The 23,884-nt window shown below is 61.0% G+C and carries 29 protein-coding genes; 24 read left to right on the top strand and 5 right to left on the bottom strand.

All coding sequences use genetic code 11. The features are described 5' to 3' along the window. The first annotated feature begins 14 nt into the window (after window positions 1–14). The 18 genes from rplE (at window position 15) to dsbD (ending at window position 10,749) form a co-directional block, all read left to right on the top strand. Entirely contained in the window at window positions 15–554 is a 540-nt protein-coding gene (gene rplE / locus J8I87_RS30895) for a 50S ribosomal protein L5 (RefSeq protein ID WP_006052214.1), read from the top strand. A gap of 7 nt (window positions 555–561) precedes the next feature. Next, window positions 562–867 carry a 30S ribosomal protein S14 gene (gene rpsN, locus J8I87_RS30900; RefSeq protein ID WP_209935958.1) on the top strand — a complete coding sequence of 102 codons (306 nt, stop codon included), beginning with the start codon at window positions 562–564 and terminating at the stop codon, window positions 865–867. A gap of 14 nt (window positions 868–881) precedes the next feature. Further along, a complete protein-coding gene (gene rpsH, locus J8I87_RS30905) occupies window positions 882–1,277 on the top strand; it encodes a 30S ribosomal protein S8 (RefSeq protein ID WP_007730595.1) in 396 nt (131 codons plus the stop codon). A gap of 20 nt (window positions 1,278–1,297) precedes the next feature. After that, entirely contained in the window at window positions 1,298–1,828 is a 531-nt protein-coding gene (gene rplF / locus J8I87_RS30910; RefSeq protein ID WP_209935959.1) for a 50S ribosomal protein L6, read from the top strand. Window positions 1,829–1,840: 12 nt separating this feature from the next. Continuing rightward, window positions 1,841–2,206, top strand: a complete 366-nt coding sequence (gene rplR / locus J8I87_RS30915; RefSeq protein ID WP_087736419.1) for a 50S ribosomal protein L18 — start codon at window positions 1,841–1,843, stop codon at window positions 2,204–2,206. Between the two features lie 14 nt (window positions 2,207–2,220). After that, entirely contained in the window at window positions 2,221–2,739 is a 519-nt protein-coding gene (rpsE, locus tag J8I87_RS30920) for a 30S ribosomal protein S5 (protein WP_004197945.1), read from the top strand. Window positions 2,740–2,749: 10 nt separating this feature from the next. After that, window positions 2,750–2,932, top strand: a complete 183-nt coding sequence (rpmD, locus tag J8I87_RS30925; RefSeq protein WP_004202755.1) for a 50S ribosomal protein L30 — start codon at window positions 2,750–2,752, stop codon at window positions 2,930–2,932. 30 nt (window positions 2,933–2,962) lie between these two features. After that, the gene (gene rplO / locus J8I87_RS30930) at window positions 2,963–3,397 is read left to right on the top strand and encodes a 50S ribosomal protein L15 (RefSeq protein ID WP_209935961.1); all 435 of its coding nucleotides are present in this window, start codon (window positions 2,963–2,965) and stop codon (window positions 3,395–3,397) included. A gap of 46 nt (window positions 3,398–3,443) precedes the next feature. Continuing rightward, window positions 3,444–4,790, top strand: coding sequence for a preprotein translocase subunit SecY (gene secY / locus J8I87_RS30935; RefSeq protein WP_209935962.1), 1,347 nt, complete (start codon window positions 3,444–3,446; stop codon window positions 4,788–4,790). Window positions 4,791–4,798: 8 nt separating this feature from the next. Beyond that, window positions 4,799–5,017: a translation initiation factor IF-1 gene (gene infA, locus J8I87_RS30940; RefSeq protein WP_004521905.1), complete on the top strand. Its 219-nt coding sequence runs from the start codon at window positions 4,799–4,801 to the stop codon at window positions 5,015–5,017. A 20-nt stretch (window positions 5,018–5,037) separates the two neighbouring features. Continuing rightward, entirely contained in the window at window positions 5,038–5,154 is a 117-nt protein-coding gene (gene rpmJ / locus J8I87_RS30945; protein ID WP_004199844.1) for a 50S ribosomal protein L36, read from the top strand. A 41-nt stretch (window positions 5,155–5,195) separates the two neighbouring features. Then, a complete protein-coding gene (rpsM, locus tag J8I87_RS30950; RefSeq protein WP_054918516.1) occupies window positions 5,196–5,561 on the top strand; it encodes a 30S ribosomal protein S13 in 366 nt (121 codons plus the stop codon). A 28-nt stretch (window positions 5,562–5,589) separates the two neighbouring features. After that, window positions 5,590–5,994: a 30S ribosomal protein S11 gene (gene rpsK, locus J8I87_RS30955; RefSeq protein ID WP_017777173.1), complete on the top strand. Its 405-nt coding sequence runs from the start codon at window positions 5,590–5,592 to the stop codon at window positions 5,992–5,994. Between the two features lie 146 nt (window positions 5,995–6,140). Next, complete coding sequence (rpsD, locus tag J8I87_RS30960; RefSeq protein WP_035988825.1) at window positions 6,141–6,764, top strand: 30S ribosomal protein S4; 624 nt, start codon at window positions 6,141–6,143, stop codon at window positions 6,762–6,764. A gap of 124 nt (window positions 6,765–6,888) precedes the next feature. Then, window positions 6,889–7,866, top strand: coding sequence for a DNA-directed RNA polymerase subunit alpha (locus J8I87_RS30965; protein ID WP_007730697.1), 978 nt, complete (start codon window positions 6,889–6,891; stop codon window positions 7,864–7,866). Window positions 7,867–8,019: 153 nt separating this feature from the next. Further along, the gene (gene rplQ, locus J8I87_RS30970; RefSeq protein ID WP_007730705.1) at window positions 8,020–8,415 is read left to right on the top strand and encodes a 50S ribosomal protein L17; all 396 of its coding nucleotides are present in this window, start codon (window positions 8,020–8,022) and stop codon (window positions 8,413–8,415) included. Between the two features lie 149 nt (window positions 8,416–8,564). Beyond that, window positions 8,565–8,897, top strand: a complete 333-nt coding sequence (gene cutA, locus J8I87_RS30975) for a divalent-cation tolerance protein CutA (RefSeq protein WP_409518844.1) — start codon at window positions 8,565–8,567, stop codon at window positions 8,895–8,897. Next, window positions 8,890–10,749, top strand: coding sequence for a protein-disulfide reductase DsbD (dsbD, locus tag J8I87_RS30980; protein WP_209935963.1), 1,860 nt, complete (start codon window positions 8,890–8,892; stop codon window positions 10,747–10,749). Before cutA ends, dsbD begins: the two co-directional genes overlap by 8 nt. A 149-nt stretch (window positions 10,750–10,898) precedes the next feature. Here the strand turns inward: dsbD and hemB are convergent, their stop codons facing one another. Both hemB and yihA read right to left on the bottom strand, forming a co-directional pair. Continuing rightward, window positions 10,899–11,897 carry a porphobilinogen synthase gene (hemB, locus tag J8I87_RS30985; protein WP_209935964.1) on the bottom strand — a complete coding sequence of 333 codons (999 nt, stop codon included), beginning with the start codon at window positions 11,895–11,897 and terminating at the stop codon, window positions 10,899–10,901. A gap of 235 nt (window positions 11,898–12,132) precedes the next feature. Next, window positions 12,133–12,795 carry a ribosome biogenesis GTP-binding protein YihA/YsxC gene (gene yihA / locus J8I87_RS30990; protein ID WP_209935965.1) on the bottom strand — a complete coding sequence of 221 codons (663 nt, stop codon included), beginning with the start codon at window positions 12,793–12,795 and terminating at the stop codon, window positions 12,133–12,135. A gap of 268 nt (window positions 12,796–13,063) precedes the next feature. Between yihA and J8I87_RS30995 the strand changes: the two genes are divergently transcribed. The 5 genes from J8I87_RS30995 (at window position 13,064) to msrQ (ending at window position 19,200) form a co-directional block, all read left to right on the top strand. Beyond that, entirely contained in the window at window positions 13,064–13,717 is a 654-nt protein-coding gene (locus J8I87_RS30995; RefSeq protein WP_209935967.1) for a cytochrome c, read from the top strand. Between the two features lie 116 nt (window positions 13,718–13,833). After that, on the top strand, window positions 13,834–16,059 hold the full coding sequence (locus tag J8I87_RS31000) for a cytochrome c biogenesis protein ResB (RefSeq protein WP_209935968.1): 2,226 nt from the start codon (window positions 13,834–13,836) through the stop codon (window positions 16,057–16,059). Window positions 16,060–16,063: 4 nt separating this feature from the next. Further along, the gene (gene ccsB, locus J8I87_RS31005; RefSeq protein WP_209935969.1) at window positions 16,064–17,296 is read left to right on the top strand and encodes a c-type cytochrome biogenesis protein CcsB; all 1,233 of its coding nucleotides are present in this window, start codon (window positions 16,064–16,066) and stop codon (window positions 17,294–17,296) included. A gap of 171 nt (window positions 17,297–17,467) precedes the next feature. Continuing rightward, a complete protein-coding gene (gene msrP, locus J8I87_RS31010) occupies window positions 17,468–18,463 on the top strand; it encodes a protein-methionine-sulfoxide reductase catalytic subunit MsrP (protein WP_209935970.1) in 996 nt (331 codons plus the stop codon). A gap of 11 nt (window positions 18,464–18,474) precedes the next feature. Further along, on the top strand, window positions 18,475–19,200 hold the full coding sequence (msrQ, locus tag J8I87_RS31015) for a protein-methionine-sulfoxide reductase heme-binding subunit MsrQ (protein ID WP_209935971.1): 726 nt from the start codon (window positions 18,475–18,477) through the stop codon (window positions 19,198–19,200). 83 nt (window positions 19,201–19,283) lie between these two features. On the opposite strand, the gene lysA is transcribed toward msrQ, so the two are convergent. Both lysA and lptM read right to left on the bottom strand, forming a co-directional pair. After that, complete coding sequence (gene lysA, locus J8I87_RS31020) at window positions 19,284–20,552, bottom strand: diaminopimelate decarboxylase (RefSeq protein WP_209935972.1); 1,269 nt, start codon at window positions 20,550–20,552, stop codon at window positions 19,284–19,286. 9 nt (window positions 20,553–20,561) lie between these two features. Then, entirely contained in the window at window positions 20,562–20,900 is a 339-nt protein-coding gene (gene lptM / locus J8I87_RS31025; protein WP_209935974.1) for an LPS translocon maturation chaperone LptM, read from the bottom strand. Between the two features lie 35 nt (window positions 20,901–20,935). Between lptM and cyaY the strand changes: the two genes are divergently transcribed. Continuing rightward, window positions 20,936–21,253, top strand: a complete 318-nt coding sequence (gene cyaY, locus J8I87_RS31030) for an iron donor protein CyaY (protein WP_209935975.1) — start codon at window positions 20,936–20,938, stop codon at window positions 21,251–21,253. A gap of 112 nt (window positions 21,254–21,365) precedes the next feature. Here the strand turns inward: cyaY and J8I87_RS31035 are convergent, their stop codons facing one another. Further along, window positions 21,366–23,756 (bottom strand): penicillin-binding protein 1A, encoded by a 2,391-nt coding sequence (locus J8I87_RS31035; RefSeq protein WP_209935976.1) that lies wholly within the window; start codon window positions 23,754–23,756, stop codon window positions 21,366–21,368. Window positions 23,757–23,884: the final 128 nt, after the last annotated feature.

A 23,884-nucleotide genomic window follows, 5' to 3' on the forward strand; every position in this document is an offset into this window, starting at 1 on the left:
CTGCGGAGTAAAAAATGGCACGTTTGCAAGAATTTTATAAAGAGAAGGTTGTTCCTGGCCTGATCGAGAAGTTCGGTTACAAGTCCGTGATGGAAGTGCCGCGCATTACCAAGATCACCCTGAACATGGGTCTTGGTGAAGCCGTCGCTGACAAGAAGATCATCGAGAACGCCGTTGGCGATCTGACGAAGATCGCGGGCCAAAAGCCGGTGATCACGAAAGCGCGCAAGGCAATCGCGGGCTTCAAGATCCGTCAGGGTTACCCGATTGGCGCAATGGTCACGCTGCGTGGCCAGGCAATGTACGAATTCCTGGACCGTTTCGTGACGGTCGCGCTCCCGCGTGTGCGTGACTTCCGTGGCGTGTCGGGCCGTGCATTCGACGGTCGTGGCAACTACAACATCGGTGTGAAAGAGCAGATCATTTTCCCCGAAATCGACTACGACAAAATCGACGCGCTGCGTGGGCTGAACATCAGCATCACGACGACTGCGAAGACTGACGACGAAGCAAAGGCACTGCTCGCCAGCTTCAAGTTCCCGTTCAGAAACTGAGGTTACCGTGGCTAAACTGGCACTGATCGAACGTGAAAAGAAGCGTGCGCGCCTGGCTGCCAAGTTCGCACCGAAGCGTGCTGAGCTGAAGGCAATCATCGACGACCAAAGCAAGTCGGAAGAAGAGCGTTATGCGGCTCGCCTCGAGCTGCAGCAACTGCCGCGCAATGCAAACCCGACCCGTAAGCGCAACCGTTGTGCTCTCACCGGTCGTCCGCGTGGCACGTTCCGTAAATTCGGGCTGGCGCGTAACAAGATTCGCGAAATCGCGTTCCGCGGCGAGATCCCTGGCCTGACCAAGGCGAGCTGGTAATAGGAGAAACGTAAATGAGCATGAGTGATCCTATCGCCGATATGCTGACTCGCATCCGCAACGCGCAGATGGTCGAGAAGGTTTCGGTGACGATGCCCTCGTCGAAAGTCAAGGTTGCAATCGCGCAAGTCCTGAAGGATGAAGGCTATATCGACGATTTCGCGGTGAAGGCTGAAGGTGCGAAGTCGGAATTGAACATCGCGTTGAAGTACTACGCAGGCCGTCCGGTTATCGAGCGCCTCGAGCGCGTCTCGAAGCCCGGTCTGCGCGTGTACCGCGGCCGCAACGACATTCCGCAGGTCATGAATGGCCTGGGCGTCGCGATCGTTTCGACGCCGAAGGGTGTGATGACCGACCGCAAGGCGCGCGCTACTGGCGTCGGCGGCGAAGTCATCTGCTACGTCGCTTAAAGCCGAAGGGAGAGAGAAACATGTCTCGAGTAGGTAAAAGCCCGATCGCGCTGCAAGGCGCAGAAGTGGCCCTGAGCGACGAGCGCATTACCGTCAAGGGCCCGCTGGGCACGATTACGCAGAACGCGAATCGCCTGGTGAAGGTGGTGAACGACAACGGCACGCTGAAGTTCGAGCCGGTTGACGAAAGCCGCGAAGCAAATGCGATGTCGGGCACGATGCGCGCGCTGGTCGCGAACATGGTGCAAGGCGTGACGAAGGGTTTCGAGCGCAAGCTGACGCTGGTTGGCGTTGGGTATCGTGCGCAAGCGCAAGGCGACAAGCTGAATCTGTCGCTGGGTTTCTCGCACCCGGTGGTGCACCAGATGCCCGAAGGCATCAAGGCTGAAACTCCGTCGCAGACCGAAATCGTGATCAAGGGGATCGACAAGCAGAAAGTTGGCCAGGTCGCTGCAGAAGTGCGCGGCTACCGTCCGCCGGAGCCCTATAAGGGCAAGGGCGTGCGCTATGCCAACGAGGTTGTGATCCTCAAAGAAACGAAGAAGAAGTAAGGGTGCGCAATCATGGATAAGACTCAATCTCGCCTGCGCCGCGCTCGTCAGACGCGTCTCAAGATCGCTGAGCTGCAAGTCGCGCGTCTGGCCGTGCATCGCACGAACACGCACATCTATGCGCAAGTGTTCTCGCCGTGCGGCACCAAGGTGCTCGCCAGCGCATCGACGCTCGAAGCCGAAGTGCGTGCGCAGCTGGCCGACAAGTCGGGCAAGGGTGGCAACGTTGCCGCTGCAACCCTGATCGGCAAGCGCATCGCAGAAAAGGCTAAGGCTGCCGGCATCGAATCCGTCGCCTTTGACCGCTCGGGTTTCCGCTACCACGGCCGCGTGAAGGCGCTGGCTGATGCGGCGCGCGAAGCCGGGCTCAAGTTCTAAGGAAGGAATTCGTCATGGCAAAGATGCAAGCGAAAGTTCAGGCTGACGAACGCGACGACGGCCTTCGCGAAAAGATGATTTCGGTCAATCGCGTGACCAAGGTCGTGAAGGGTGGCCGTATTCTCGGCTTCGCCGCACTGACCGTGGTTGGCGACGGTGATGGCCGCGTCGGCATGGGCAAGGGCAAGGCAAAGGAAGTGCCCGTTGCTGTTCAGAAGGCAATGGAACAAGCCCGCCGCAACATGTTCAAGGTGCCGCTCAAGAACGGTACGTTGCAGCACGAAGTGCACGGCAAGCACGGCGCATCGACGGTTCTCCTCGCTCCGGCGAAGGACGGTACCGGCGTGATCGCTGGCGGCCCGATGCGCGCAGTGTTCGACGTGATGGGCGTGCAAAACGTCGTGGCCAAGAGCCACGGTTCGACGAACCCGTACAACCTCGTCCGTGCGACGCTGGACGGCTTGCGCAAGCAGTCGACGCCGGCGGACATCGCGGCGAAGCGTGGTAAGTCCGTCGAAGAAATTCTGGGCTAAGGTGGTCACCATGTCTGAAAAAACTGTCAAGGTTCAGCTCGTCAAGAGCCTGATTGGGACCCGCGAATCGCACCGCGCAACGGTGCGCGGTCTTGGCCTGCGCCGCCTGAACTCGGTTAGCGAGTTGCAGGACACGCCGGCTGTGCGCGGCATGATCAACAAGGTTTCGTACCTCGTTAAGGTCATCGGCTAAGCGGCCGTTCGGGCACTCAAGGAGTTGATAATGGAATTGAATAACCTGAAGCCGGCTGAAGGCGCGAAGCACGCAAAGCGTCGCGTTGGTCGCGGCATCGGCTCCGGCCTCGGCAAGACCGCCGGCCGTGGTCACAAGGGTCAGAAATCGCGTTCGGGCGGCTTTCACAAGGTCGGCTTCGAAGGCGGTCAAATGCCTCTGCAACGCCGTCTGCCGAAGCGTGGCTTTACCTCGCTGACGAAGGAATTCGTCGGTGAAGTGCGCCTTGGCGATCTGGAAAAACTGCCGGTCGACGAAATCGATCTGCTCGCACTGAAGCAAGCCGGTCTGATCGGCGAGATGATGACGAGCGCCAAGATCATCGCGACGGGCGAGCTGAAGCGCAAGATCGTCGTGAAGGGTCTGGGTGCGACGAAGGGCGCGCGCGCTGCGATCGAAGCAGCTGGCGGTTCTTTCGCCGAGTAACGTGCAAGTCGTTTGCCGTCACTAGCATTTGCATCGGAGAAGGTACTTGGCTAACAGCCCGAGTCTCGCAAAACCCGGTCGAAGCGCGGCGAAGTTCGGCGATCTGCGCCGGCGTGCAGTGTTCCTGCTGCTGGCGCTGGTCGTCTACCGTATTGGCGCGCACATTCCGGTGCCGGGTATTGACCCGGACCAGCTGGCAAAGCTGTTCCAAAGCCAGTCGGGCGGCATCCTTGGCATGTTCAACATGTTTTCGGGTGGCGCACTTTCGCGGTTCACGATTTTCGCGCTAGGGATCATGCCGTACATCTCGGCGTCGATCATCATGCAGTTGCTGGCGATCGTGTCGCCGCAACTGGAAGCGCTGAAGAAGGAAGGGCAGGCAGGTCAACGGAAGATCACGCAGTACACGCGTGTCTTCACGGTGGTTCTGGCGACGTTCCAGGCGTTCGGCATCGCCGTCGCGCTGGAGAATCAGCCAGCGTTGGTGATTGACCCTGGCATGGTTTTCCGGCTGACGACGGTTGTGACGCTCGTAACCGGCACGATGTTCCTGATGTGGCTCGGTGAGCAGATCACGGAACGCGGTCTGGGTAATGGCATCTCGATCATTATTTTCGGCGGTATCGCTGCGGGTTTCCCGAATGCGATCGGTGGTCTCTTCGAATTGGTGCGAACTGGCTCGATGAGTATCATTTCGGCGATTATCGTGGTTGCGCTGATTGCTGCTGTGACGTATCTGGTTGTGTTCATCGAACGCGGCCAGCGCAAGATCCTTGTGAATTACGCGAAGCGGCAGGTCGGTAACAAGATTTATGGCGGACAGTCGTCGCATCTGCCGTTGAAGTTGAACATGTCGGGCGTGATTCCGCCGATCTTCGCATCGTCGATCATCCTGTTCCCGGCAACCATCCTGAACTGGTTCAGTTCCGGAACGCGGACCGGCTGGTTCGCGGACACACTGCACAATGTGGCTGAAGCGCTCAAGCCTGGTCAGCCGGTGTACGTGTTGCTGTATGCGTTGGCGATCGTGTTCTTCTGCTTCTTCTACACCGCGCTGGTGTTCAACAGCAGGGAAACGGCCGACAACCTGAAGAAGAGTGGTGCATTCGTCCCCGGTATTCGCCCGGGTGACCAGACTGCACGTTATATCGACCGCATCCTGACGCGTCTGACGTTGGCCGGTGCGATCTATATCGTGTTCGTCTGTCTGCTGCCCGAGTTTCTGGTGCTGCGCTGGAATGTGCCGTTTTATTTTGGTGGAACGTCGCTGCTGATCATTGTCGTCGTCACAATGGACTTCATGGCGCAGGTGCAGTCGTACGTTATGTCGCAACAGTATGAGTCGCTGCTGAAGAAGGCAAACTTCAAGGGCGGCGGCGTCCCGATGCGTTGAAAGGACTTATGGCCAAAGACGATGTAATCCAGATGCAAGGCGAGGTTATCGAAAACCTCCCCAATGCTACCTTCCGGGTGAAGCTGGAAAACGGCCATGTCGTGTTGGGACACATATCCGGCAAGATGCGGATGCACTACATTCGTATTCTGCCGGGCGACAAGGTGACGGTTGAATTGACGCCTTACGATCTGTCGCGTGCGCGGATCGTGTTCCGGGCGAAGTGATTTGAAAAAAGGGTAATATCATGAAAGTGATGGCATCGGTTAAGCGCATTTGCCGCAATTGCAAGATCATCAAGCGCAAGGGCGTCGTTCGCGTGATTTGCAGCTCTGATCCGCGCCACAAGCAGCGTCAAGGCTGAACGCCGCGCTTTTGTTTGCGCTTTTTGTTTGAGGAAAAACAATGGCTCGTATCGCAGGGGTTAACATCCCGAACCACCAGCATACCGAAATCGGCCTGACGGCAATCTACGGTATCGGCCGCACGCGTTCGCGCGACATTTGCGTCGCCGCTGGTGTGGCATTTTCGAAGAAGGTTAAGGACCTGACCGACGCAGATCTCGAAAAGCTGCGTGAAGAAGTCGGCAAGTTCATCGTTGAAGGCGATTTGCGCCGTGAAACGACGATGAACATCAAGCGCCTGATGGATCTCGGTTGCTATCGTGGCGTGCGTCATCGTAAGGGCCTGCCCCTGCGTGGCCAGCGCACGCGTACGAATGCGCGTACGCGCAAGGGTCCGCGTCGTGCAGCGCAAGCGCTGAAGAAGTAAGCGAGACTGACAGTTACAGGAAAACGTAATGGCTAAGGCTTCGAACAACACCGCGGCGCAACGCGTTCGCAAGAAGGTCAAGAAGAACGTCGCCGAGGGCGTGGTTCACGTTCACGCGTCGTTCAACAACACCATCATCACGATCACCGACCGTCAAGGCAATGCATTGGCCTGGGCAACGTCGGGTGGCCAAGGCTTCAAGGGTTCGCGTAAGTCGACCCCGTTTGCAGCCCAGGTTGCAGCTGAGTCGGCTGGCCGCGTGGCGATGGAATACGGCGTGAAGAACCTCGAAGTGCGTATCAAGGGCCCTGGTCCTGGCCGCGAGTCGGCGGTGCGCGCGCTGCATGGTCTTGGTATCAAGATCACCGCGATCTCCGACGTGACGCCGGTTCCGCACAACGGCTGCCGTCCGCCGAAGCGTCGTCGTATCTAAGACGCTTGCTCCGCTTGCGCCTGTTGCCGCTAATGGCGGTAGCAGGCTGCTTGCGTTATTGAATTGACTAAGCCCACCGTTCGACCCAAAGGGTTCGGACTAGCGTGAATGAATGTTCACGTGATCAATCATAGAAGGAATGCAAAGTGGCACGCTATATCGGCCCTAAAGCCAAGCTGTCTCGCCGTGAAGGCACCGATCTCTTCCTGAAGAGCGCACGTCGTTCGCTCGCTGACAAGTGCAAGCTTGACAGCAAGCCCGGTCAACACGGCCGCACCTCGGGCGCACGTACGTCCGATTACGGCACGCAGCTGCGCGAAAAACAAAAAGTGAAGCGCATCTACGGCGTGCTCGAGCGCCAGTTCCGCCGCTACTTCGCCGAAGCCGACCGCCGCAAGGGCAACACGGGTGAAAACCTGCTGAAGCTGCTCGAGTCGCGTCTGGACAACGTCGTGTATCGCATGGGCTTCGGCTCGACGCGCGCTGAGGCACGTCAGCTCGTGAGCCACAAGTCGATCACGGTGAACGGCGTCGTCGCTAACATCCCGTCGCTGCAAGTCAAGGCTGGCGACGTGGTTGCCGTGCGCGAACAGGCGAAGAAGCAGGCGCGTATTCTCGAAGCGCTGTCGCTCGCCGAGCAAGGCGGTCTGCCGCAATGGGTTGCTGTCGATTCGAAGAAGTTCGAAGGCACGTTCAAGCAAATGCCGGAACGCAGCGACATCGCTGGCGACATCAACGAAAGCCTGATCGTCGAATTGTATTCGCGGTAATCGGATTGACGGCCGAGGTTCCCGGATTGCGTTAGGCAAGGGGGCGCCTCGGCTGTTTATTTTCAGGTTGTTACCGGTCAGCCTTATCGGTGTAACGAGCCGAGGGTATTGAAAAGGAAAACCTATGCAAACCAGTTTGTTGAAGCCCAAGATCATCGCAGTTGAATCGCTTGGCGAAAGCCACGCGAAAGTGGTCATGGAACCGTTTGAACGCGGTTACGGCCACACCTTGGGTAACGCGCTTCGGCGTGTGTTGCTGTCGTCGATGGTGGGCTATGCGCCGACCGAAGTGACGATCGCAGGCGTCGTGCATGAATATTCGACGCTCGATGGTGTGCAGGAGGACGTGGTCAACCTGTTGTTGAACCTGAAGGGCGTGGTGTTCAAGCTGCATAACCGTGACGAAGTAACGGTTACGCTGCGCAAGGAAGGTGAAGGCGTTGTGACCGCGGGCGACATCGAACTCGCGCACGACTGCGAAGTGATCAACCCGGATCACGTGATCGCTCATCTGTCGAAGGGCGGCAAGCTCGACGTTCAGATCAAGGTTGAAAAGGGCCGTGGTTACGTGCCGGGCAATGTGCGTCGTTACGGCGAAGAGTCGGCCAAGATCATCGGTCGTATCGTGCTGGACGCGTCGTTCTCGCCGGTTCGCCGCGTGAGCTACGCTGTGGAAAGTGCGCGCGTCGAACAGCGTACTGACCTCGACAAGCTCGTGATGAACATCGAAACCAACGGCGTGATTTCACCTGAAGAAGCGATTCGTCAATCGGCGCGTATTCTGGTCGATCAGCTGTCGGTGTTCGCCGCGCTGGAAGGCACGGAAGCAGCGGCAGAAGCACCGTCGCGCGCTCCGCAGATCGATCCGATCCTGCTGCGTCCGGTCGATGATCTCGAACTCACGGTTCGTTCGGCGAACTGTCTGAAGGCAGAGAACATTTACTACATCGGCGACCTGATCCAGCGCACCGAAAACGAGCTGCTGAAGACGCCGAACCTTGGCCGCAAGTCGCTGAACGAGATCAAGGAAGTGCTCGCTTCGCGTGGCCTGACGCTCGGCATGAAGCTCGAAAACTGGCCGCCGGCTGGTCTCGACAAGTAATTTCACGTCGAACAGAAGCTGTACCGCAACTGGCAAAGACGCGGATTTTCCTTTAAAATCCGCGTCTTGCCTTTTTTCCTACCGGCCCGTGCTTTCGGCATCATAGAAAGCGATAGAAGAGCTGGACCAAAACTTTGATTCAAGGAAACTGAAATGCGTCACCGTCATGGTCTGCGGAAACTGAACCGCACGAGCAGCCACCGTCTGGCAATGCTCCGTAACATGTCAAACTCGCTGATCGAGCACGAGGTCATCAAGACCACGTTGCCGAAGGCGAAGGAACTCCGTAAGGTCGTCGAGCCGCTGATCACGCTCGGCAAGAAGCCGTCGCTGGCAAACCGCCGTCTGGCATTCAACCGTCTGCGCGATCGTGACTCGGTCACGAAGCTGTTCGACGTGCTGGGCCCGCGCTTCGCGAACCGTCCGGGTGGCTACCTGCGCATCCTGAAGTTCGGTTTCCGTGTCGGCGACAACGCGCCGATGGCACTGGTCGAACTGCTCGACCGTCCGGAGGTCGAGGAAGTCGAAAACGTTGCAGAAGCTGAATAAGCGTTCTGACAACCGCGAAAAAGCCAGGCAAAAGCCTGGCTTTTTTTGTTTTCGTGTCCAAATTGCCTATGCGATTCGCCCGCGAGCGAGCTGTCTTGACATGGTGATACGATAACGACACCTTGTTGTCGATAGCGCTGGAGCGGCCGGTGAACGTGAATGTGAGTTTGGTTTTGACGACCGTGCCCGACGCAGCAACAGCGCAAAAACTGGCTCAAGACGTACTTTCGGCGCGTCTCGCCGCATGTGTGACGCAACTCGGCAGCGTCCAGTCGAACTATCACTGGCAAGGCAAGATCGAATCGGCGGAAGAGATCCAGTTGTTATTCAAGACGAGCGTTGCACGTGCGCTCGAACTCGAACGGTTCATCCAGTCTCAGCATCCGTACGACACGCCCGAAATCCTTTCCTGGCAAGTCACCGCGTCGGCCGCGTATGGCCAATGGGTGAATACCGAAACACAACGCCCGATCCATGTTTAACGGTTTATCCCGGCGCTGGCGCAACGTCGCGCGCTTTCTCACCCTTGTCGCAGGTGTCCTGCTGCTTTCGTTGTCCACGGCGGACGTCGTTCGCGCGGCGGACGATTTCCTCGATCCCGCGGTCGCGTTCAAATTCAGCGCGTCCGAGCAGCCGGGAGAAGTGCTGGTCCACTACAAGATCGCCGACGGTTACTACATGTACCGGGAACGGTTTTCTTTCACGACCCGAAATGGGACGGTGACGATCGGCGAAGCGCAATTGCCGGCCGGACATGTGAAATTCGATCAGACCTTTGGGAAGAACGTCGAAACGTACAGGAGGGACCTGACCGTCCGCGTGCCGGTGAAGGAGGCGAGCGGCCCATTCGACCTTGCTGTCACGTCGCAGGGCTGCGCGGACGCAGGCATCTGCTATCCGCCGATGGAACGCGTCTACCACGTGACGGGCGCGGCGTTGCATGCCGCTGGCGCAGGGGGAAAACAGGGCGTCCAGAGCGCGCAGGACACGCCGCCAGGTCCATCCTGGTACGAGCGCGCGACGAATGCGGACTACGCGCAATCACTGCTGCAAGGCGGAGGATTCTTCACAATCGTCGGACTGTATTTCGTGGCGGGCGTCGTACTCAGCTTGCTGCCCTGTTCGTATCCGATGATACCGATCCTGTCGGCGATCATCATCGGCGAAGGGCCGCGCGTGACGCGCGCGCGCGGTTTCGCACTATCGTTGGCCTATGTCGTCGGTATGGCGCTGGTGTATACCGTGCTCGGCATTGTGGCTGCGCTCGTTGGTCAGAGCCTCGGCGCCTGGTTGCAGAACCCGTGGGTGCTCGGCGCATTCGGGATTCTGCTGGCTGGTTTCGCCCTTACGCTAATTGCGGGGGTCGATCTTGCGTTGCCGCAGCGCTGGCAGAGCGGCGTTTCGAAGGCGTCCGAGGGGCGTTCGGGGGGCAAATTCGCGGCAGTCGCGGCGATGGGGGCGCTCTCCGCCCTCGTAGTCGGCGCATGCATGACGGCCCCGCTGTTCGCGGTGCTGGCCTTCATCGCGCATACGGGCAATGCGGCGTTGGGCGGCGCGGCGCTGTTTTCAATGGGGATCGGGCTCGGCGTGCCGCTGCTGATCATCGGGCTCGGCGCAGGCACCTTGCTGCCGCGTGCGGGCGCCTGGATGGACAGCGTGAAGGTATTTTTCGGTGTCGTGCTGCTCGCGGCTGCCCTGTGGATCGTGTGGCCGGTTCTCGGCGCGACGGCGCACATGTTGCTCGCCGCGTTGTGGATGCTGATTGCGGCTGCCGGGCTCGGACTTTTTTCGCCGCACGCGGGTACGGGCTCCATCTGGCGTAGTCTTGGCCGCGGAATCGGTGCGGCGCTCGCCATCTGGGCAGCGACGTTGCTCGTCGGGCTCGCGGCAGGATCGACGGACCCGCTTCGGCCGCTCGCCGTGCTTGCTGGACGAACCACGAACGCGCCGCCGACAGAGCCCGAGCAAGGGGATTTGGCCTTTGCGCCAGTGCGCACTTCAGGGCAACTCGACGAAGCCGTCAAAACGGCTGCACAGCCCGCTATGCTCGATTTTTATGCAGACTGGTGCGTTAGCTGCAAGGAAATGGAGAAGTTCACCTTCAGCGATCCGCGCGTCCAGGCCAAGCTGAAGCAGATGAATCTGCTCCGCGCGGACGTCACGGCGAATAACGCCGACGATCAGGTGCTGCTCAAACGCTTCAACCTCTTCGGACCACCCGGCATCATCTTTTTTGATCGCGGCGGCAAAGAGGTCTTGCGAGTAGTGGGGTACGAGTCGGCGGATAAATTCCTGAAAAGTCTGGATCGCGTTGCGGTGGGCCCGCAGACATAGAAAGTCGGCCTTTCGTGCAGGCTGTGAGCATTACAGATCCGATCGTTAGCGGGAAGAGCCCACAAATTTAACGGGGGTATCCAAGCGGCAACCCCCGTCTTTCAGCAGGCCGGGCCGTGCGCACGATGCACACGGCGACGACCGCAACTTTACTTCTGCGAGCGCAACACCCGCGCTGCATCCAGCGCGAAGTACGTCAGCACGCCGTCCGCGCCTGCCCGTTTGAACGCGAGCAACGATTCCATCATCACCTTGTCGTGATCGAGCCAGCCGTTTTGCGCGGCGGCCTTCAGCATCGCGTATTCGCCGCTCACCTGGTAGACGTAGGTCGGGAACCGGAATTCATCCTTCACGCGACGTACGATGTCCAGATACGGCATGCCGGGTTTGACCATGACCATATCCGCGCCTTCGTCGATGTCGGCTTGCACTTCGCGCAGCGCCTCATCCGAGTTGGCCGGATCGAGCTGATAGGTCATCTTGTTGCCCTTGCCGAGATTTGCCGCGGACCCCACGGCATCGCGGAACGGCCCGTAGAACGCAGACGCGAACTTCGCCGAATACGCCATGATTCGCGTGTGGATGTGACCCTCGCTCTCCAGCATCTCGCGGATCGCACCGATGCGGCCGTCCATCATGTCGGATGGAGCGACGATGTCAACGCCCGCCTCTGCCTGTGTCTGGGCCTGTTCGACGAGAATTTCGACCGTCTCGTCGTTGATCACATAGCCGTTTTCGTCGAGCACGCCGTCCTGGCCGTGGCTCGTGTACGGGTCGAGCGCAACGTCCGTCAACACGCCCAATTCCGGAAAACGCTTCTTCAGTTCGCGCACCGCGCGCGGAATCAGCCCTGCCTCATTGGCTGCCTCGCGGCCGTCGGGCGTCTTCAGCGACGGCTCGATCGCCGGAAACAGCGACAGCACGGGCACGCCGAGCTCCATGCACTGCTCGGCCACGCCCATCAGCAGATCGACCGACACGCGCTCGACGCCCGGCATCGACGGAACGGCCTGGCGCGCATTCATGCCGTCGATCACGAAGACGGGATAGATCAGATCGTTGGTGGTGAGGATGTTTTCGCGCATCATGCGGCGCGAGAATTCGTCCCGGCGCATGCGGCGCGGACGGTGATGCGGATAGAAGCTCATGTGGGGTGTCTGCAGAAGTCAAAAACGCTGGCCGTACCCTGCCAGAAACTTTTCGAGACAATGGTATATCATACCGATCGAGCAAGGCGCCTAGCGCTGACCTCCCCGCTTCTCCTCCCTGAGCGGGTGCCTGTCGTTTTTCGATTAGGCTGTTTAACCCGCCGTCACTAGCGGCGGGTTTTTTTCTGGGCGGACGAAACGCAGCGCCGGCGTCCGGCCGGGACCGTCGGCCGCGTTATTCGGCCGGTGTCGAAGCGTCGGCATCGCCCGCCGCTTCGGGCGCGACCCAGCTTTCGATCAGCTCGTGCGCCTCATCGAGGCCGATCCGCTTGAGGGCGGAAAAGAGCTGTGCAGTCAGTTCGCCCCGATATCCCGCCGCGCGATATTCATCCAACCCTTTCTTCGTTGCGCGCAACGCGTTGATGCTCTCCTGGCGGGTCAATTTGTCGCACTTGGTCAGCAAAGTGTGAATCGGCTTGCCCGTCGGCGCGAACCACTCGATCATCCGGCGGTCCAGTTCCGTGAGCGGGCGGCGGGAATCCATCATCAGAATCATGCCGCGCAGTTGCGAACGCGTTTGCAGGTAGGTCGACAGCAGCTGTTCCCAGTGTGCCTTCGCCGCGCCTGGCACTTCGGCGTAGCCGTAGCCCGGCAGGTCGACGAGATTCGCGACGGGCGCGGCCGCCGGACCCACCGAGAAATAGTTGATGTGCTGCGTGCGCCCCGGCGTCTTGCTCGCAAAAGCGAGCCGCTTCTGATTACACAGGAGATTGATGGCCGTCGATTTCCCAGCATTCGAGCGGCCCGCGAACGCGACCTCGGGCTGCGGCGATGGTGGCAGATCGCGCAAATGGTTGACGGTCGTGAAGAATCGGGCTTGGTGTAGCAGGAAAGACATGGATCGGACCAGGAGGACGGAGTAAATGGACGTCGAGCGGACGTCCAGCGAACACCGACGGATGTGATGGAATGCCGTGCAACGGCGACGCAGCCTCGCCGCAAAGGCCGGAGAGGCCCGACTGGCGTCGGCGCGATTAGCGAGTTATTGTACAATACGATGGTTTACTGAAAACCTGTGAGGCCGCCGCGCGGGCCTCCGCGGCTGATCGGTCGCTGTCGTATTTTGCAGAACCTCTAATTCCCACAAGACGAAACAGGGTGTGCGAATGAATCGACTGGGCAAGTTTCTGGTGGTACTTCACACAGCAGCAGGTCTTTCAGGTTTGGCGGTACAGGCGAGGGCAGCAGATCAGGCAAAGCCGGATTTGAATCGGGGGCAGGCAATCGCAGCGCAGGTGTGCGCTTCATGTCACGGTGCGGATGGCAACAGCGCAGGCGGCGCTTATCCCAAGCTCTCGGGCCAGCATCCGGAGTATCTCGTCAAGCAGCTCAAGGATTTCAAGACGCAAGCGGGTGCGAAGCAGCCCGCCCGCAACAATGCGATCATGGCTGGTATGGCGCAAGCGCTGACCGATCAGGACATGGTCAATGTGGCGGCGTACTTCGCGTCGCAGGCACCGAAGCCGGGGTACGCGCACAACAAGGACACGGTGCCCCTCGGACAAAAGATTTATCGCGCGGGCGTCGCCGACAAGGGCGTGCCGGCATGCGCGAGCTGTCACGGGCCGACGGGGCAGGGGATTCCGTCGCAGTATCCGCGCCTGTCGGGGCAATGGGCGGACTACACGGTGGCGCAACTGACCGCGTTCACGCAGGGACCGGGCGCGCGAAACAATAACGAAGCGATGCACGCGATTGCGTCGCGCTTGTCCGACGGCGAAATCAAGGCTGTCGCCGATTACATCGCGGGCTTGCATTAAGAGTCCATACGAAAGCGAAGCCGGCCATCAACAGGCTGGCGAAAAACAAGAAAAGGGTGAGGGAATCGCAAGCAGCGATATCCCTGCACCCTTTTTTGCTGTTAGTCGGAGTTTGAATGAGCGTCACCACGTCGGGTTTGGAGTTGAAGTCGCGGCAGCGCTTCGTGCGCACGTCGGTCGAACTGCTGAGTTCGATGCGCTTTGCGATCGCGTCGCTCGTGATCCTGTCGATCGCGAGCATCATCGGTACCGTGCTCACGCAGGACGATCCGTACCCGAACTACGTGAACCAGTTCGGGCCGTTCTGGGCCGACATCTTCCGCTCGCTGAGCCTGTACAACGTGTACAGCGCCTGGTGGTTCATGCTGATTCTCGGCTTTCTGGTCGTGTCGGTTTCACTGTGCGTGATCCGCAACGCGCCCAAGATGATCGCCGACACGAAAAGCTGGAAGGACAAGGTCCGCGAAGGCAGCCTGCGCGCGTTCCACCACAAGGGTGAGTTCGCGGTTCCGAACGCAACGCGCGCGCAAGCAGCGCAGACGCTCGGCAAGCTGTCGGCGAAGCTCGGCTACAGGTACGTGACGCGCGAATCCGAAGGCGCGACGCTGGTCGCCGCGAAGCGCGGCGCACTGACGAAGCTCGGCTATATCTCCGCGCACCTCGCGATCGTGATCATCTGTATTGGCGGGCTGCTCGACAGCAATCTGCCCATCAAGCTGCAGATGTGGCTCTTCGACAAGACGCCGATCCGCAGCAACACTGCCATCAACGAGATTCCGCCCGAGCACCGTCTGTCGCAGGGCAATCCGACTTTCCGCGGCTACGCATGGGTGCCCGAAGGCCAGCATGTATCGACGGCGATCCTGAACCAGCAGGACGGCTCGCTGATCCAGGATCTGCCGTTTTCGATCGAACTGAAAAAATTCATCGTCGACTACTACACGACGGGCATGCCGAAGCTCTTCGCCAGCGACATCGTCGTGATCGACCACAAGACGGGCGCGCGCATTCCGGCGCGCGTCGAGGTGAACAAGCCGTTCGAATATGACGGCGTGTCGATCTACCAGTCGAGCTTTCAGGACGGCGGCTCGCAGATGCAGATGACGGCGTGGCCGATGGCGGGCAGCAGCACGAAGACCGAGCCTTTCAACGGCGAGATCGGCGGCTCGAAGGTGCTGAGCGCGTCGATGCCTGGCACGGACGGCCAGACGGTCGAGTTCGCCGATTTCCGCGCGATTAATGTCGAGAACATCTCGAACGCCAATGGCCAGAACGACGCGCGCGGCGTCACCGCGCATCAGTCTTTGAAGGAGGCGTTCGACGAGCGGCTCGGCTCTGGCGCGAAGACATCGAAGCCGCTCGATCTGCACAACGTCGGCCCGTCGGTGCAGTACAAGGTGCGCGACAAGGACGGTCAGGCGCGCGAGTACAACAACTACATGCTGCCCGTCGACGTGGGCGGCGAGCGCGTATTCCTCGCCGGCATGCGCTCGAACCCGGATGATCCTTTCCGTTACCTGCGCATTCCCGCCGACGGCGGCGGAACCGTCAGCGAATGGATGCGCATGCGCGCCGCGCTGGAGGATCCGGCGATCCGCGCGCAGGCGGCGCGCCAGTTCGCGCAGCGCTCGGTGCCGTCGAACGCGCAATTGCAGCAGCATCTCGAGGAAAGCGCGTCGCGTGTACTGACGCTCTTCGCTGGCGATGACCCTGCGATTGGCAAGGCGACCAATGGTCAGACGGTTGGCGGATTCCAGGCGATCGCCGCGTTCATCGACCGGTCCGTCCCCAAGGGCGAGCAGGAGAAGGCGGCAGGACTCTTGCTTCGGATGCTGGAAGGGGCAATGTGGGACGTGTGGCAAATTGGGCGCAAGCAGGCGGGAGAGGCCCCGGCGACGGCCGACGCGACCACTAGCCGCTTTGTCCAGAGCTCGATCAACGCGATATCTGACAGCTTTCTGTACGGTTCGCCCGTCTATCTGCAGCTTGACGCCTTCAAGCAGGTGCAAGCTTCGGTATTTCAGTTGACGCGCGCGCCGGGCAAAAAACTCGTGTATCTTGGCAGCCTACTACTCGTGTTAGGCATCTTCTCGATGTTCTACGTCCGCGAACGCCGCCTGTGGTTCTGGCTCAAGGAAGCGGGCGGCGGTGTGAGCGTCGTGATGGCGATGTCGACGGCTCGCAGGACGTTCGACTTCGAGAAGGAATTTGCGCAGACGCGCGACGCGGTCGGCGTCGTGCTGGGCGCAACGCCTGTCGACGCCGATCCCGCCCGCGATACAAAGGGCGCCGTCCGCGCAACGAGCGAGGCGCCCGCAGATTCACCCGATTCGACCCGGTAAGAACATGGACTTGACTCAGGTTTCCTCATCTTCGCGCGGCAAGCCGCGCGCCGATACGGCGGCTCATTCGACCCCGCATCTGTCTGCACAACTGCCGGGTCAGTCGGCGCTGCTCGACGATCGTCCGTTTCTGAAGCGCCTCAGCGCTTTCGACTGGCTGTTCGCGCTCGCGATGGTCGCGGGAGCCGGGTTCGCGCTGTCGCGCTACCACGAGTACATGAATTACTACGACAAGCTGGTGCTGGTGTGCTCGGTGCCTGCTTTCGTCGTGCTCGGATGGCGTTGGAAGCCGGTGCGCCTGCTGATGGCTTGCATCGCCGTGCTGTCGCTTTTCGCCATTCAGCTGTACGGCGGCGATCTGACCCGCGCCGATCACGCGTTCTTCCTCAAGTATTTCCTGTCGAGCCAGTCGGCCATCTTGTGGATGAGCGCGCTGTTCGTGCTCGCCACGCTGTTTTACTGGATCGGCATGGCCACGCGGTCGGCGACGGGCGCCTCGATCGGTTCGAAGATGACGTGGGTCGCGGTGCTGATGGGCTTCGTCGGCATGATGGTGCGCTGGTACGAGTCGTACCTGATCGGCTCGGACGTCGGCCATATTCCCATTTCGAACCTGTACGAAGTCTTCGTGCTGTTCAGCCTGATCACCGCACTCTTCTACCTGTACTACGAGCAGCACTACAACACGCGCTCGCTCGGCGCGTTCGTGCTGCTTGTGATCAGCGCGGCGGTCGGCTTCCTGATGTGGTACTCGATCGCGCGCGACGCGCAGCAGATCCAGCCGCTCGTCCCCGCTCTGCAAAGCTGGTGGATGAAGATCCACGTGCCAGCGAACTTCATCGGCTATGGCAGCTTCGCGCTATCGGCGATGGTCGCGGTTTCGTATCTGATGAAGGAGCGCGGCGTGCTGGCCGACCGTCTGCCCGCGCTCGACGTGCTCGATGACGTCATGTACAAGTCGATCGCCGTCGGCTTCGCATTCTTCACGATCGCGACGATTCTCGGCGCGCTGTGGGCCGCCGAGGCTTGGGGCGGCTACTGGAGCTGGGACCCGAAGGAAACCTGGGCGCTGATCGTCTGGCTGAACTACGCAGCGTGGCTGCACATGCGTCTGATGAAAGGCCTGCGTGGCGCGGCCGCCGCCTGGTGGGCACTGACGGGCCTGCTGGTGACGACGTTCGCGTTCCTCGGCGTCAACATGTTCCTGTCGGGACTGCACAGCTACGGCAAGCTCTAAGATTCGCCGTCGCCGGACGAGGATCGGAAAACCGCCGTGTGCATCGCACCGGCGGTTTTTTTATGGCTGCATGGAAGGATTGCGCGTCGGCTGTGTTAACAAGAACGCGACCGCAGAGCGCGAGTCGAACGAATATCGATCGGGGCTGCATGCCCGACAAGGAGTTACACCATGTGGATCAAGCGAGGCGAACGGGGCCTCCTGTATGGCGACGATATCGCGCGCAGCGAAATCACGCCGCAGCGCGTGTTCGAAAATCGCAGGCGGATTTTGCAGGCGGCGGGTGCGATGGCGCTCGGCGGTCTGATCGGCGGGCACGGCGAGGCGCATGCAGAGTACGCGTCGCCGGACGCGAAAGCGCAGAAGCTCGGTGCGAAGACCAACCCGAAGTTCGTCGTCACCGACAAGGTCACGCCCCACAAGGACATCACCACATACAACAACTTCTACGAGTTCGGCACCGACAAGGGCGACCCGGCGCACAACGCGGGGACGCTGAGGCCGCGCCCGTGGAAGGTGAGCGTCGAAGGCGAAGTGAAGAACGCAAAGGTGTACGACATCGACGAACTGCTGAAACTCGCGCCGCTCGAGGAGCGGGTGTACCGGATGCGCTGCGTCGAAGGCTGGTCGATGGTGATTCCGTGGATCGGCATTCCGCTGTCGGAGGTCATCAAGCGCGCGCAGCCGACTGCGAATGCAAAGTACGTGCAGTTCATCACGCTCGCCGATCCGTCGCAGATGCCGGGTCTGTCCGTGCCGATTCTCGATTGGCCGTACTCCGAAGGGCTGCGCATGGATGAAGCGATGAATCCGCTCACGCTGCTGACGATGGGCGTCTACGGCCAGGTGCTGCCGAACCAGAACGGCGCACCGGTGCGCATCGTCGTGCCGTGGAAGTACGGCTTCAAGAGCGCGAAGTCGCTGGTGAAGATCCGCTTCGTCGACAAGCAGCCGCCGACCAGCTGGAACGCCTACGCGCCCAACGAATATGGCTTCTATTCGAACGTGAACCCGAACGTCGACCATCCGCGCTGGAGCCAGGCGACTGAGCGGCGCATCGGTGAGGACGGCTTTTTCACGCCGAAGCGCAAGACGCTGGTGTTCAATGGTTATGGCGATCTGGTCGCGTCGATGTATCAGGGCATGGACCTGAAGAAGTACTTCTGACGGCGGCGCGCATGGCAACTGACACGACCCGAACCGCAACGGCTAGCAGCGGCACGCGCATGAATGCAGGCGCGATGAAAGCGATGGCTACGCCCCGCAACACGGCAGCGGCCGGCAGCGGGGCCGTCAGCCGCTGGATGGCGCCCGCGAAGATCGCGGTATTCATCGCGGCGCTGTATCCGCTTGCGCGCATCGTGCTGTTCGGCTTGACGGGCGGACTGGGCGCGAACCCCATCGAGTTCATCACGCGCTCAACGGGATTGTGGACGCTGGTGTTTCTCTGCATCACGCTCGCCGTGACTCCGCTGCGAAAGCTCACCGGCTGGAATGCGCTGCTGCGTTTTCGGCGGATGCTTGGTCTGTACGCGTTCTTCTACGGCGCGCTGCATTTCACGACGTATTTCTGGTTCGACAAATGGTTCGATATTGCCGAGATCATCAAAGACATCGGCAAGCGGCCGTTCATCACAGTCGGCTTCGCGGCGTTCATCTTGCTGATACCGCTTGCGATCACCTCGCCCAAAGCGATGGTGCGCAAGCTCGGCCGGCGCTGGCAGACGTTGCACCGCGTGATCTATCCGATTGCCGCGCTCGCGATCCTGCACTTCTGGTGGATGAAGGCGGGCAAGCACGATCTGATTTTGCCGAAGATTTACGGGGCAATCGTGGTCGCACTGCTTGGCTGGCGTCTGGTGGTCTGGGCGCGTGACAGGCTCAGGCAACGCACAGCGCGATAGCGCGCGTACGGGCCGCAGCAACAAAAACGGCGATGCGTCATGAACGCATCGCCGTTTCGTTTGGTGTGGATGAGGCCGGCGCTTTAGGCTTGATCCGGCAAAACGGCTTCGTCCGCGAACAGTGTCTTGACCTCTTCGCGCTTGCGCACGACATACGCGTTCTCGCCATCGACCATCACTTCCGCCGCACGCGGCCGCGTGTTGTAGTTCGAACTCATCGCGAAACCGTAGGCGCCAGCGGAATGGATCGCCAGCAGGTCGCCGGGTTCCACGGCCAGTTGCCGCTCGCGTCCCAGCCAGTCGCCGCTTTCGCACACAGGACCGACCACGTCATACACCTGCTTTGCGCCCTTGCGCTGCACGACGGGTTCGATCGCGTGATAAGCCTCGTACATCGCGGGGCGCGCAAGGTCGTTCATCGCCGCATCGACGATCGCGAAGTTCTTTTCGACGCCCGGCTTCAGGAACTCGACGCGCGTGAGCAGGATGCCTGCGTTGCCGACGAGCGAGCGGCCCGGCTCGAAATACACTTCGCGATGACCGTGGCCGCGCGCTTCGATCTCGTCGAGCAGCGTGCGCACGAACTCTCCGATATCCGGCGGCGTTTCGTCGTCGTACGTGATGCCGAGTCCGCCGCCCACGTCGATGTGCCTGATCTTCACGCCGTCCGCTTCGATCTGGTCGACGAGTTCGAGCAGCCTGTCGACGGCGTCCAGATACGGCGCGACCTCCGTAATCTGCGAACCGATATGGCAGTCGATGCCGACCACGTCGAGATGCTTCATCGCGGCGGCGGCGCGATACGTGGCGCGTGCGTCGTCGAACGCGACGCCGAACTTGTTCGACTTCAGGCCCGTCGAGATATACGGATGCGTTTTCGCATCGACGTCAGGATTCACGCGCAGCGACACGGGCGCCTTCTTGCTCATCTCGCCTGCAACCATGTTCAGCCGGTCGAGCTCGGGAATCGATTCGACGTTGAAGCATTTCACGCCCGCCGCGAGCGCTTCGCGCATTTCCGCGAGGCTCTTGCCGACACCCGAAAACACCGTGTTTTCCGCTTTTCCGCCTGCCGCGAGCACGCGCGCGAGTTCGCCGCCCGACACGATGTCGAACCCTGCGCCCATGCGCGCGAACACGTTGAGCACGGCGAGGTTGCTGTTGGCCTTCACGGCGACATGCACGGTGGCGCGCCGGCCGGCGCATGCGTCGGCGTAGGCATGCCACGTGGCCGTGAGCGCGGCGCGCGAGTAGACATAGAGCGGCGTGTCGAACTGCTCGGCAAGCGAGACGGCGGACACGCCTTCAGCGTGCAGCACGCCATCGACATAGGCAAAGGCGGATTGAGTCATACGGCGGTGTTATTGAGCATCGGATGCGCCGGATGCGGGCTGAGCGTGCGCAGTCGAATTGGGCGCAATGCGCAGTTCGGAATCGGGCGACAGGGACAAGGGTGTGCCCGACGTGTCCGGGATCGAACCTTCTGCGGTTTCGGCACCGGGCTTCACTTCGTCGGGTGATGGCGGCTGGGTTTGCTCGTTCGGTTTGGCGGGAAGAGGCGGAACGGTCGGCAGATAAAGCGAACCGCGCTGCCCGCAGCCACTGAGCGCGACACCTGCGACAATAGCCAATGCCGCTACAATCGCGCGGGGCGCGTTTGCGCCGGGCGCTGCCGCGCTCTCGCGGAAAACGACTCGCATGACTGTCCCTGAAAAATGAATCGTTGGAGTTTAGCATGTCCGACAGTGAATACCTGACCCGTGCCGAGGCCGTACTGACAGCCGTGGAGCGCGCGCTCGACGATACCGGCGCCGACATCGAATTCGAGCGCAGCGGCAACGTACTGACGCTCGAATTCGAGAACGGCACGAAGATCATCGTGAACCTGCAGCCGCCGATGCAGGAAATCTGGATCGCCGCGAAGTCCGGCGGATATCACTTCCGCTACGTCGATGGGGAGTGGCGCGATACGCGCAACGGCACCGAGTTCTATGCCGCGCTATCCGAATACGCGACACAACAGGCGGGTGAGCCGGTTCGGTTCGCTCCGTAGTGCGTGAGCGTCGGCGCGCTACACCTGGGGCGCGTCTGTCGAAACGAAAAAAGCCGCTGCGCGTCGCGCGCAGCGGCTTTGTCTTTTGAGCTCTCAGTACGGTTCAGCGGGATCAGTGTCCTTTGAACAGGTTCATGATGTCCTGCTTCTCCTGTTCACCGACCTGTGCCGGCGCGCCGCTCGCTCCGTTCGCGTCCGGCGGTGGCAACGTGACGCCGACTGTCGAAATAAAGCCATTGCCCGGCGTGAAATCGTCGAAGTACAACTCATCGCCGATCGACACGACGTCTTCCGGCATCGGCATCTTGTACTCGGGCACGCCTTTCAGCGAGCGTCCCATGTAGTCGATCCACACAGGAAGCGCGAGGCCGCCGCCCGTCTCCTTGTCGCCAAGGCTGCGCGGGTTGTCGTAGCCCAGCCAGGCGATTGCGCAGAGCGTGTGCTGATAGCCGGCGAACCAGGCGTCGCGCGAATCGTTGGTGGTGCCCGTCTTGCCCGCGAGGTCGGTACGCTTCAACACGTTCGACTTCGCGCCCGTGCCGCGTTGCGCGACGCTCGTCAGCAGGCTGTTCATCACGTACGCGTTGCGCGGATCGATCGCGTGCGGCGCGTTGCGGCCCGCGACGAGCGGGTCCGCATGCGCGACGACCATCCCGCGCTGATCGGTGACTTCCGCGATCAGATACGGATTGACGCGATAGCCGCCGTTGGCGAACACCGCATAGCCGGCCGCCATCTGCAGTGGCGTGACGAGCCCCGCGCCGAGCGCCATCGGCAGATAGGCGGGGTGGCGCTCCGCATCGAAGCCAAAGCGCGTGATGTACTGCTGCGCGTACTTCGTGCCGATGTGGTTCAGGATCCGGATCGACACGAGGTTCTTCGACTTCTGCAGCGCGGTCCGCATGGTCATCGGACCGTCGAAGCCGCCGCCGTAGTTCTTCGGCTCCCACGCCTGGCCGCCCGTTTCGGCGGCGCTGAAAAAGAGCGGCGCGTCGTTGATGACGGTTGCCGGGCCAAGGCCTTTTTCCAGCGACGCCGAGTAGATGAACGGCTTGAAGCTCGAGCCCGGCTGACGCCACGCCTGGGTCACGTGGTTGAACTTGTTCTTGTTGAAGTCGAAGCCGCCGACGAGCGCCCGAATCGCGCCGTCTTGCGGCACGACGGAGACGAACGCGCCTTCGATCTGCGGCAATTGCGTAATCGACCAGTTGCCGTCGTCATTCTTCACGATACGGATGATGGCGCCGGGCCGTACGCGCTGGTTCGGCTGCGCGCGCGCGCTCAACGCAAACGACGCGTAGCGCAGTCCGTCGCCCTGAATCGTCACGACGTTGCCGTCGATGAGCGTCGCCTGAACCTGCTTCGGACTGGCCGCCGTCACGACAGCCGCAATGATCTCGCCGTTGTCGGGGTGTTCGAGCAGCGCGTCGTCGATGGCCTGTTCGCGTTCGTCGGCATCGGCGGGCAGATCGATGAACGCTTCCGGCCCGCGATAGCCGTGACGCCGCTCATAGTCCATCAAGCCCTTGCGCAGCGCGTGATAAGCGGCGTCCTGATCGGCGGAATCGATGGTCGTCACGACGTTCAGGCCGCGCGTGTACGCCTCTTCGCGATACTGCGCGTACATCATCTGCCGCACCATTTCCGCGACATATTCCGCGTGCACGCTGAACTCCTTGCCCGCGCCCTTGACGATCAGCGGCTGTCGGCTTGCCGTCTCGTACTGGTCCTGCGTGATGTAGCCGAGTTCCAGCATGCGCTGGAGGATGTATTCCTGGCGGACTTTCGCGCGCTTCGGGTTGACGACGGGGTTATAGGCGGAAGGCGCCTTCGGCAGGCCGGCCAGCATCGCGCATTCCGCCAGCGACAGATCCTTCAGGTCCTTGCCAAAGTACACGCGCGCGGCGCTCGCGAAGCCGTACGCGCGCTGGCCGAGATAGATCTGATTCATGTACACCTCGAGAATCTGATCTTTGGTCAGCTTCGATTCGATCTTGTACGCGAGCAGCATCTCGTAGATCTTGCGCGTGTAAGTCTTCTCGCTGGAAAGGAAGAAGTTGCGCGCGACCTGCATCGTGATCGTGCTCGCTCCCTGTGTCGCGTGGCCGTTCGTGAGCGCCACGACGCCCGCGCGCACGATGCCCGTCAGGTCGACACCGCCGTGATCGTAGAAGCGCGCGTCCTCGATTGCGAGCACAGCTTTCTTAAGATTGTCCGGCACGTCGCGCATATGCACGATGTCGCGCCGCTCTTCGCCGAATTCGCCGATCAGCACGTGATCTGCCGTGTAGATGCGCAGCGGCACCTTCGGGCGATAGTCGGTGAGCGCGTCGAGCGACGGCAGATTGGGCGTCGCGACGACCAGCGCATAACCCAGCACGAGCACCGCGCAGACGATGCCGGCAAGGATCAGCCCGAAGAAGCCCAGGATGATCTTGAGCCAGAGAGGACGCTTGCGCTTCTGCGGTGCCGGAGGCGGAGACGTAGGAGTCGTGGATTGCATATGAACACCAAAAAACGGTCCCGCGATTATAGCCGCCCGATCTGACAGCTTTCGGCGTGCTTACGGCCACGGGAACCGCACGACTATGAGAACACTGTAGTTCCTTTGATTGTCGCCGGATATCGCTT

This window comes from Paraburkholderia sp. LEh10 (assembly GCF_017814945.1).
Lineage (GTDB): Bacteria > Pseudomonadota > Gammaproteobacteria > Burkholderiales > Burkholderiaceae > Paraburkholderia.

Excerpts from the sequence above, each read along its gene's own strand:
- hemB (WP_209935964.1), bottom strand. The coding sequence starts at position 11,897 with ATGAGCTTCTATCCGCATCACCGTCCGCGCCGCATGCGCCGGGACGAA.
- rplE (WP_006052214.1), top strand. The coding sequence starts at position 15 with ATGGCACGTTTGCAAGAATTTTATAAAGAGAAGGTTGTTCCTGGCCTG.
- rpsH (WP_007730595.1), top strand. The coding sequence starts at position 882 with ATGAGCATGAGTGATCCTATCGCCGATATGCTGACTCGCATCCGCAAC.
- rpmD (WP_004202755.1), top strand. The coding sequence starts at position 2,750 with ATGTCTGAAAAAACTGTCAAGGTTCAGCTCGTCAAGAGCCTGATTGGG.
- msrP (WP_209935970.1), top strand. The coding sequence starts at position 17,468 with ATGTGGATCAAGCGAGGCGAACGGGGCCTCCTGTATGGCGACGATATC.
- lysA (WP_209935972.1), bottom strand. The coding sequence starts at position 20,552 with ATGACTCAATCCGCCTTTGCCTATGTCGATGGCGTGCTGCACGCTGAA.
- rpsK (WP_017777173.1), top strand. The coding sequence starts at position 5,590 with ATGGCTAAGGCTTCGAACAACACCGCGGCGCAACGCGTTCGCAAGAAG.
- J8I87_RS30995 (WP_209935967.1), top strand. The coding sequence starts at position 13,064 with ATGAATCGACTGGGCAAGTTTCTGGTGGTACTTCACACAGCAGCAGGT.
- J8I87_RS31000 (WP_209935968.1), top strand. The coding sequence starts at position 13,834 with ATGAGCGTCACCACGTCGGGTTTGGAGTTGAAGTCGCGGCAGCGCTTC.
- dsbD (WP_209935963.1), top strand. The coding sequence starts at position 8,890 with ATGTTTAACGGTTTATCCCGGCGCTGGCGCAACGTCGCGCGCTTTCTC.
- rpsM (WP_054918516.1), top strand. The coding sequence starts at position 5,196 with ATGGCTCGTATCGCAGGGGTTAACATCCCGAACCACCAGCATACCGAA.
- rplF (WP_209935959.1), top strand. The coding sequence starts at position 1,298 with ATGTCTCGAGTAGGTAAAAGCCCGATCGCGCTGCAAGGCGCAGAAGTG.
- cyaY (WP_209935975.1), top strand. The coding sequence starts at position 20,936 with ATGTCCGACAGTGAATACCTGACCCGTGCCGAGGCCGTACTGACAGCC.
- msrQ (WP_209935971.1), top strand. The coding sequence starts at position 18,475 with ATGGCAACTGACACGACCCGAACCGCAACGGCTAGCAGCGGCACGCGC.
- lptM (WP_209935974.1), bottom strand. The coding sequence starts at position 20,900 with ATGCGAGTCGTTTTCCGCGAGAGCGCGGCAGCGCCCGGCGCAAACGCG.
- yihA (WP_209935965.1), bottom strand. The coding sequence starts at position 12,795 with ATGTCTTTCCTGCTACACCAAGCCCGATTCTTCACGACCGTCAACCAT.
- rplQ (WP_007730705.1), top strand. The coding sequence starts at position 8,020 with ATGCGTCACCGTCATGGTCTGCGGAAACTGAACCGCACGAGCAGCCAC.
- rpsE (WP_004197945.1), top strand. The coding sequence starts at position 2,221 with ATGGCAAAGATGCAAGCGAAAGTTCAGGCTGACGAACGCGACGACGGC.
- ccsB (WP_209935969.1), top strand. The coding sequence starts at position 16,064 with ATGGACTTGACTCAGGTTTCCTCATCTTCGCGCGGCAAGCCGCGCGCC.
- rpmJ (WP_004199844.1), top strand. The coding sequence starts at position 5,038 with ATGAAAGTGATGGCATCGGTTAAGCGCATTTGCCGCAATTGCAAGATC.
- infA (WP_004521905.1), top strand. The coding sequence starts at position 4,799 with ATGGCCAAAGACGATGTAATCCAGATGCAAGGCGAGGTTATCGAAAAC.
- rplR (WP_087736419.1), top strand. The coding sequence starts at position 1,841 with ATGGATAAGACTCAATCTCGCCTGCGCCGCGCTCGTCAGACGCGTCTC.
- rplO (WP_209935961.1), top strand. The coding sequence starts at position 2,963 with ATGGAATTGAATAACCTGAAGCCGGCTGAAGGCGCGAAGCACGCAAAG.
- J8I87_RS30965 (WP_007730697.1), top strand. The coding sequence starts at position 6,889 with ATGCAAACCAGTTTGTTGAAGCCCAAGATCATCGCAGTTGAATCGCTT.
- J8I87_RS31035 (WP_209935976.1), bottom strand. The coding sequence starts at position 23,756 with ATGCAATCCACGACTCCTACGTCTCCGCCTCCGGCACCGCAGAAGCGC.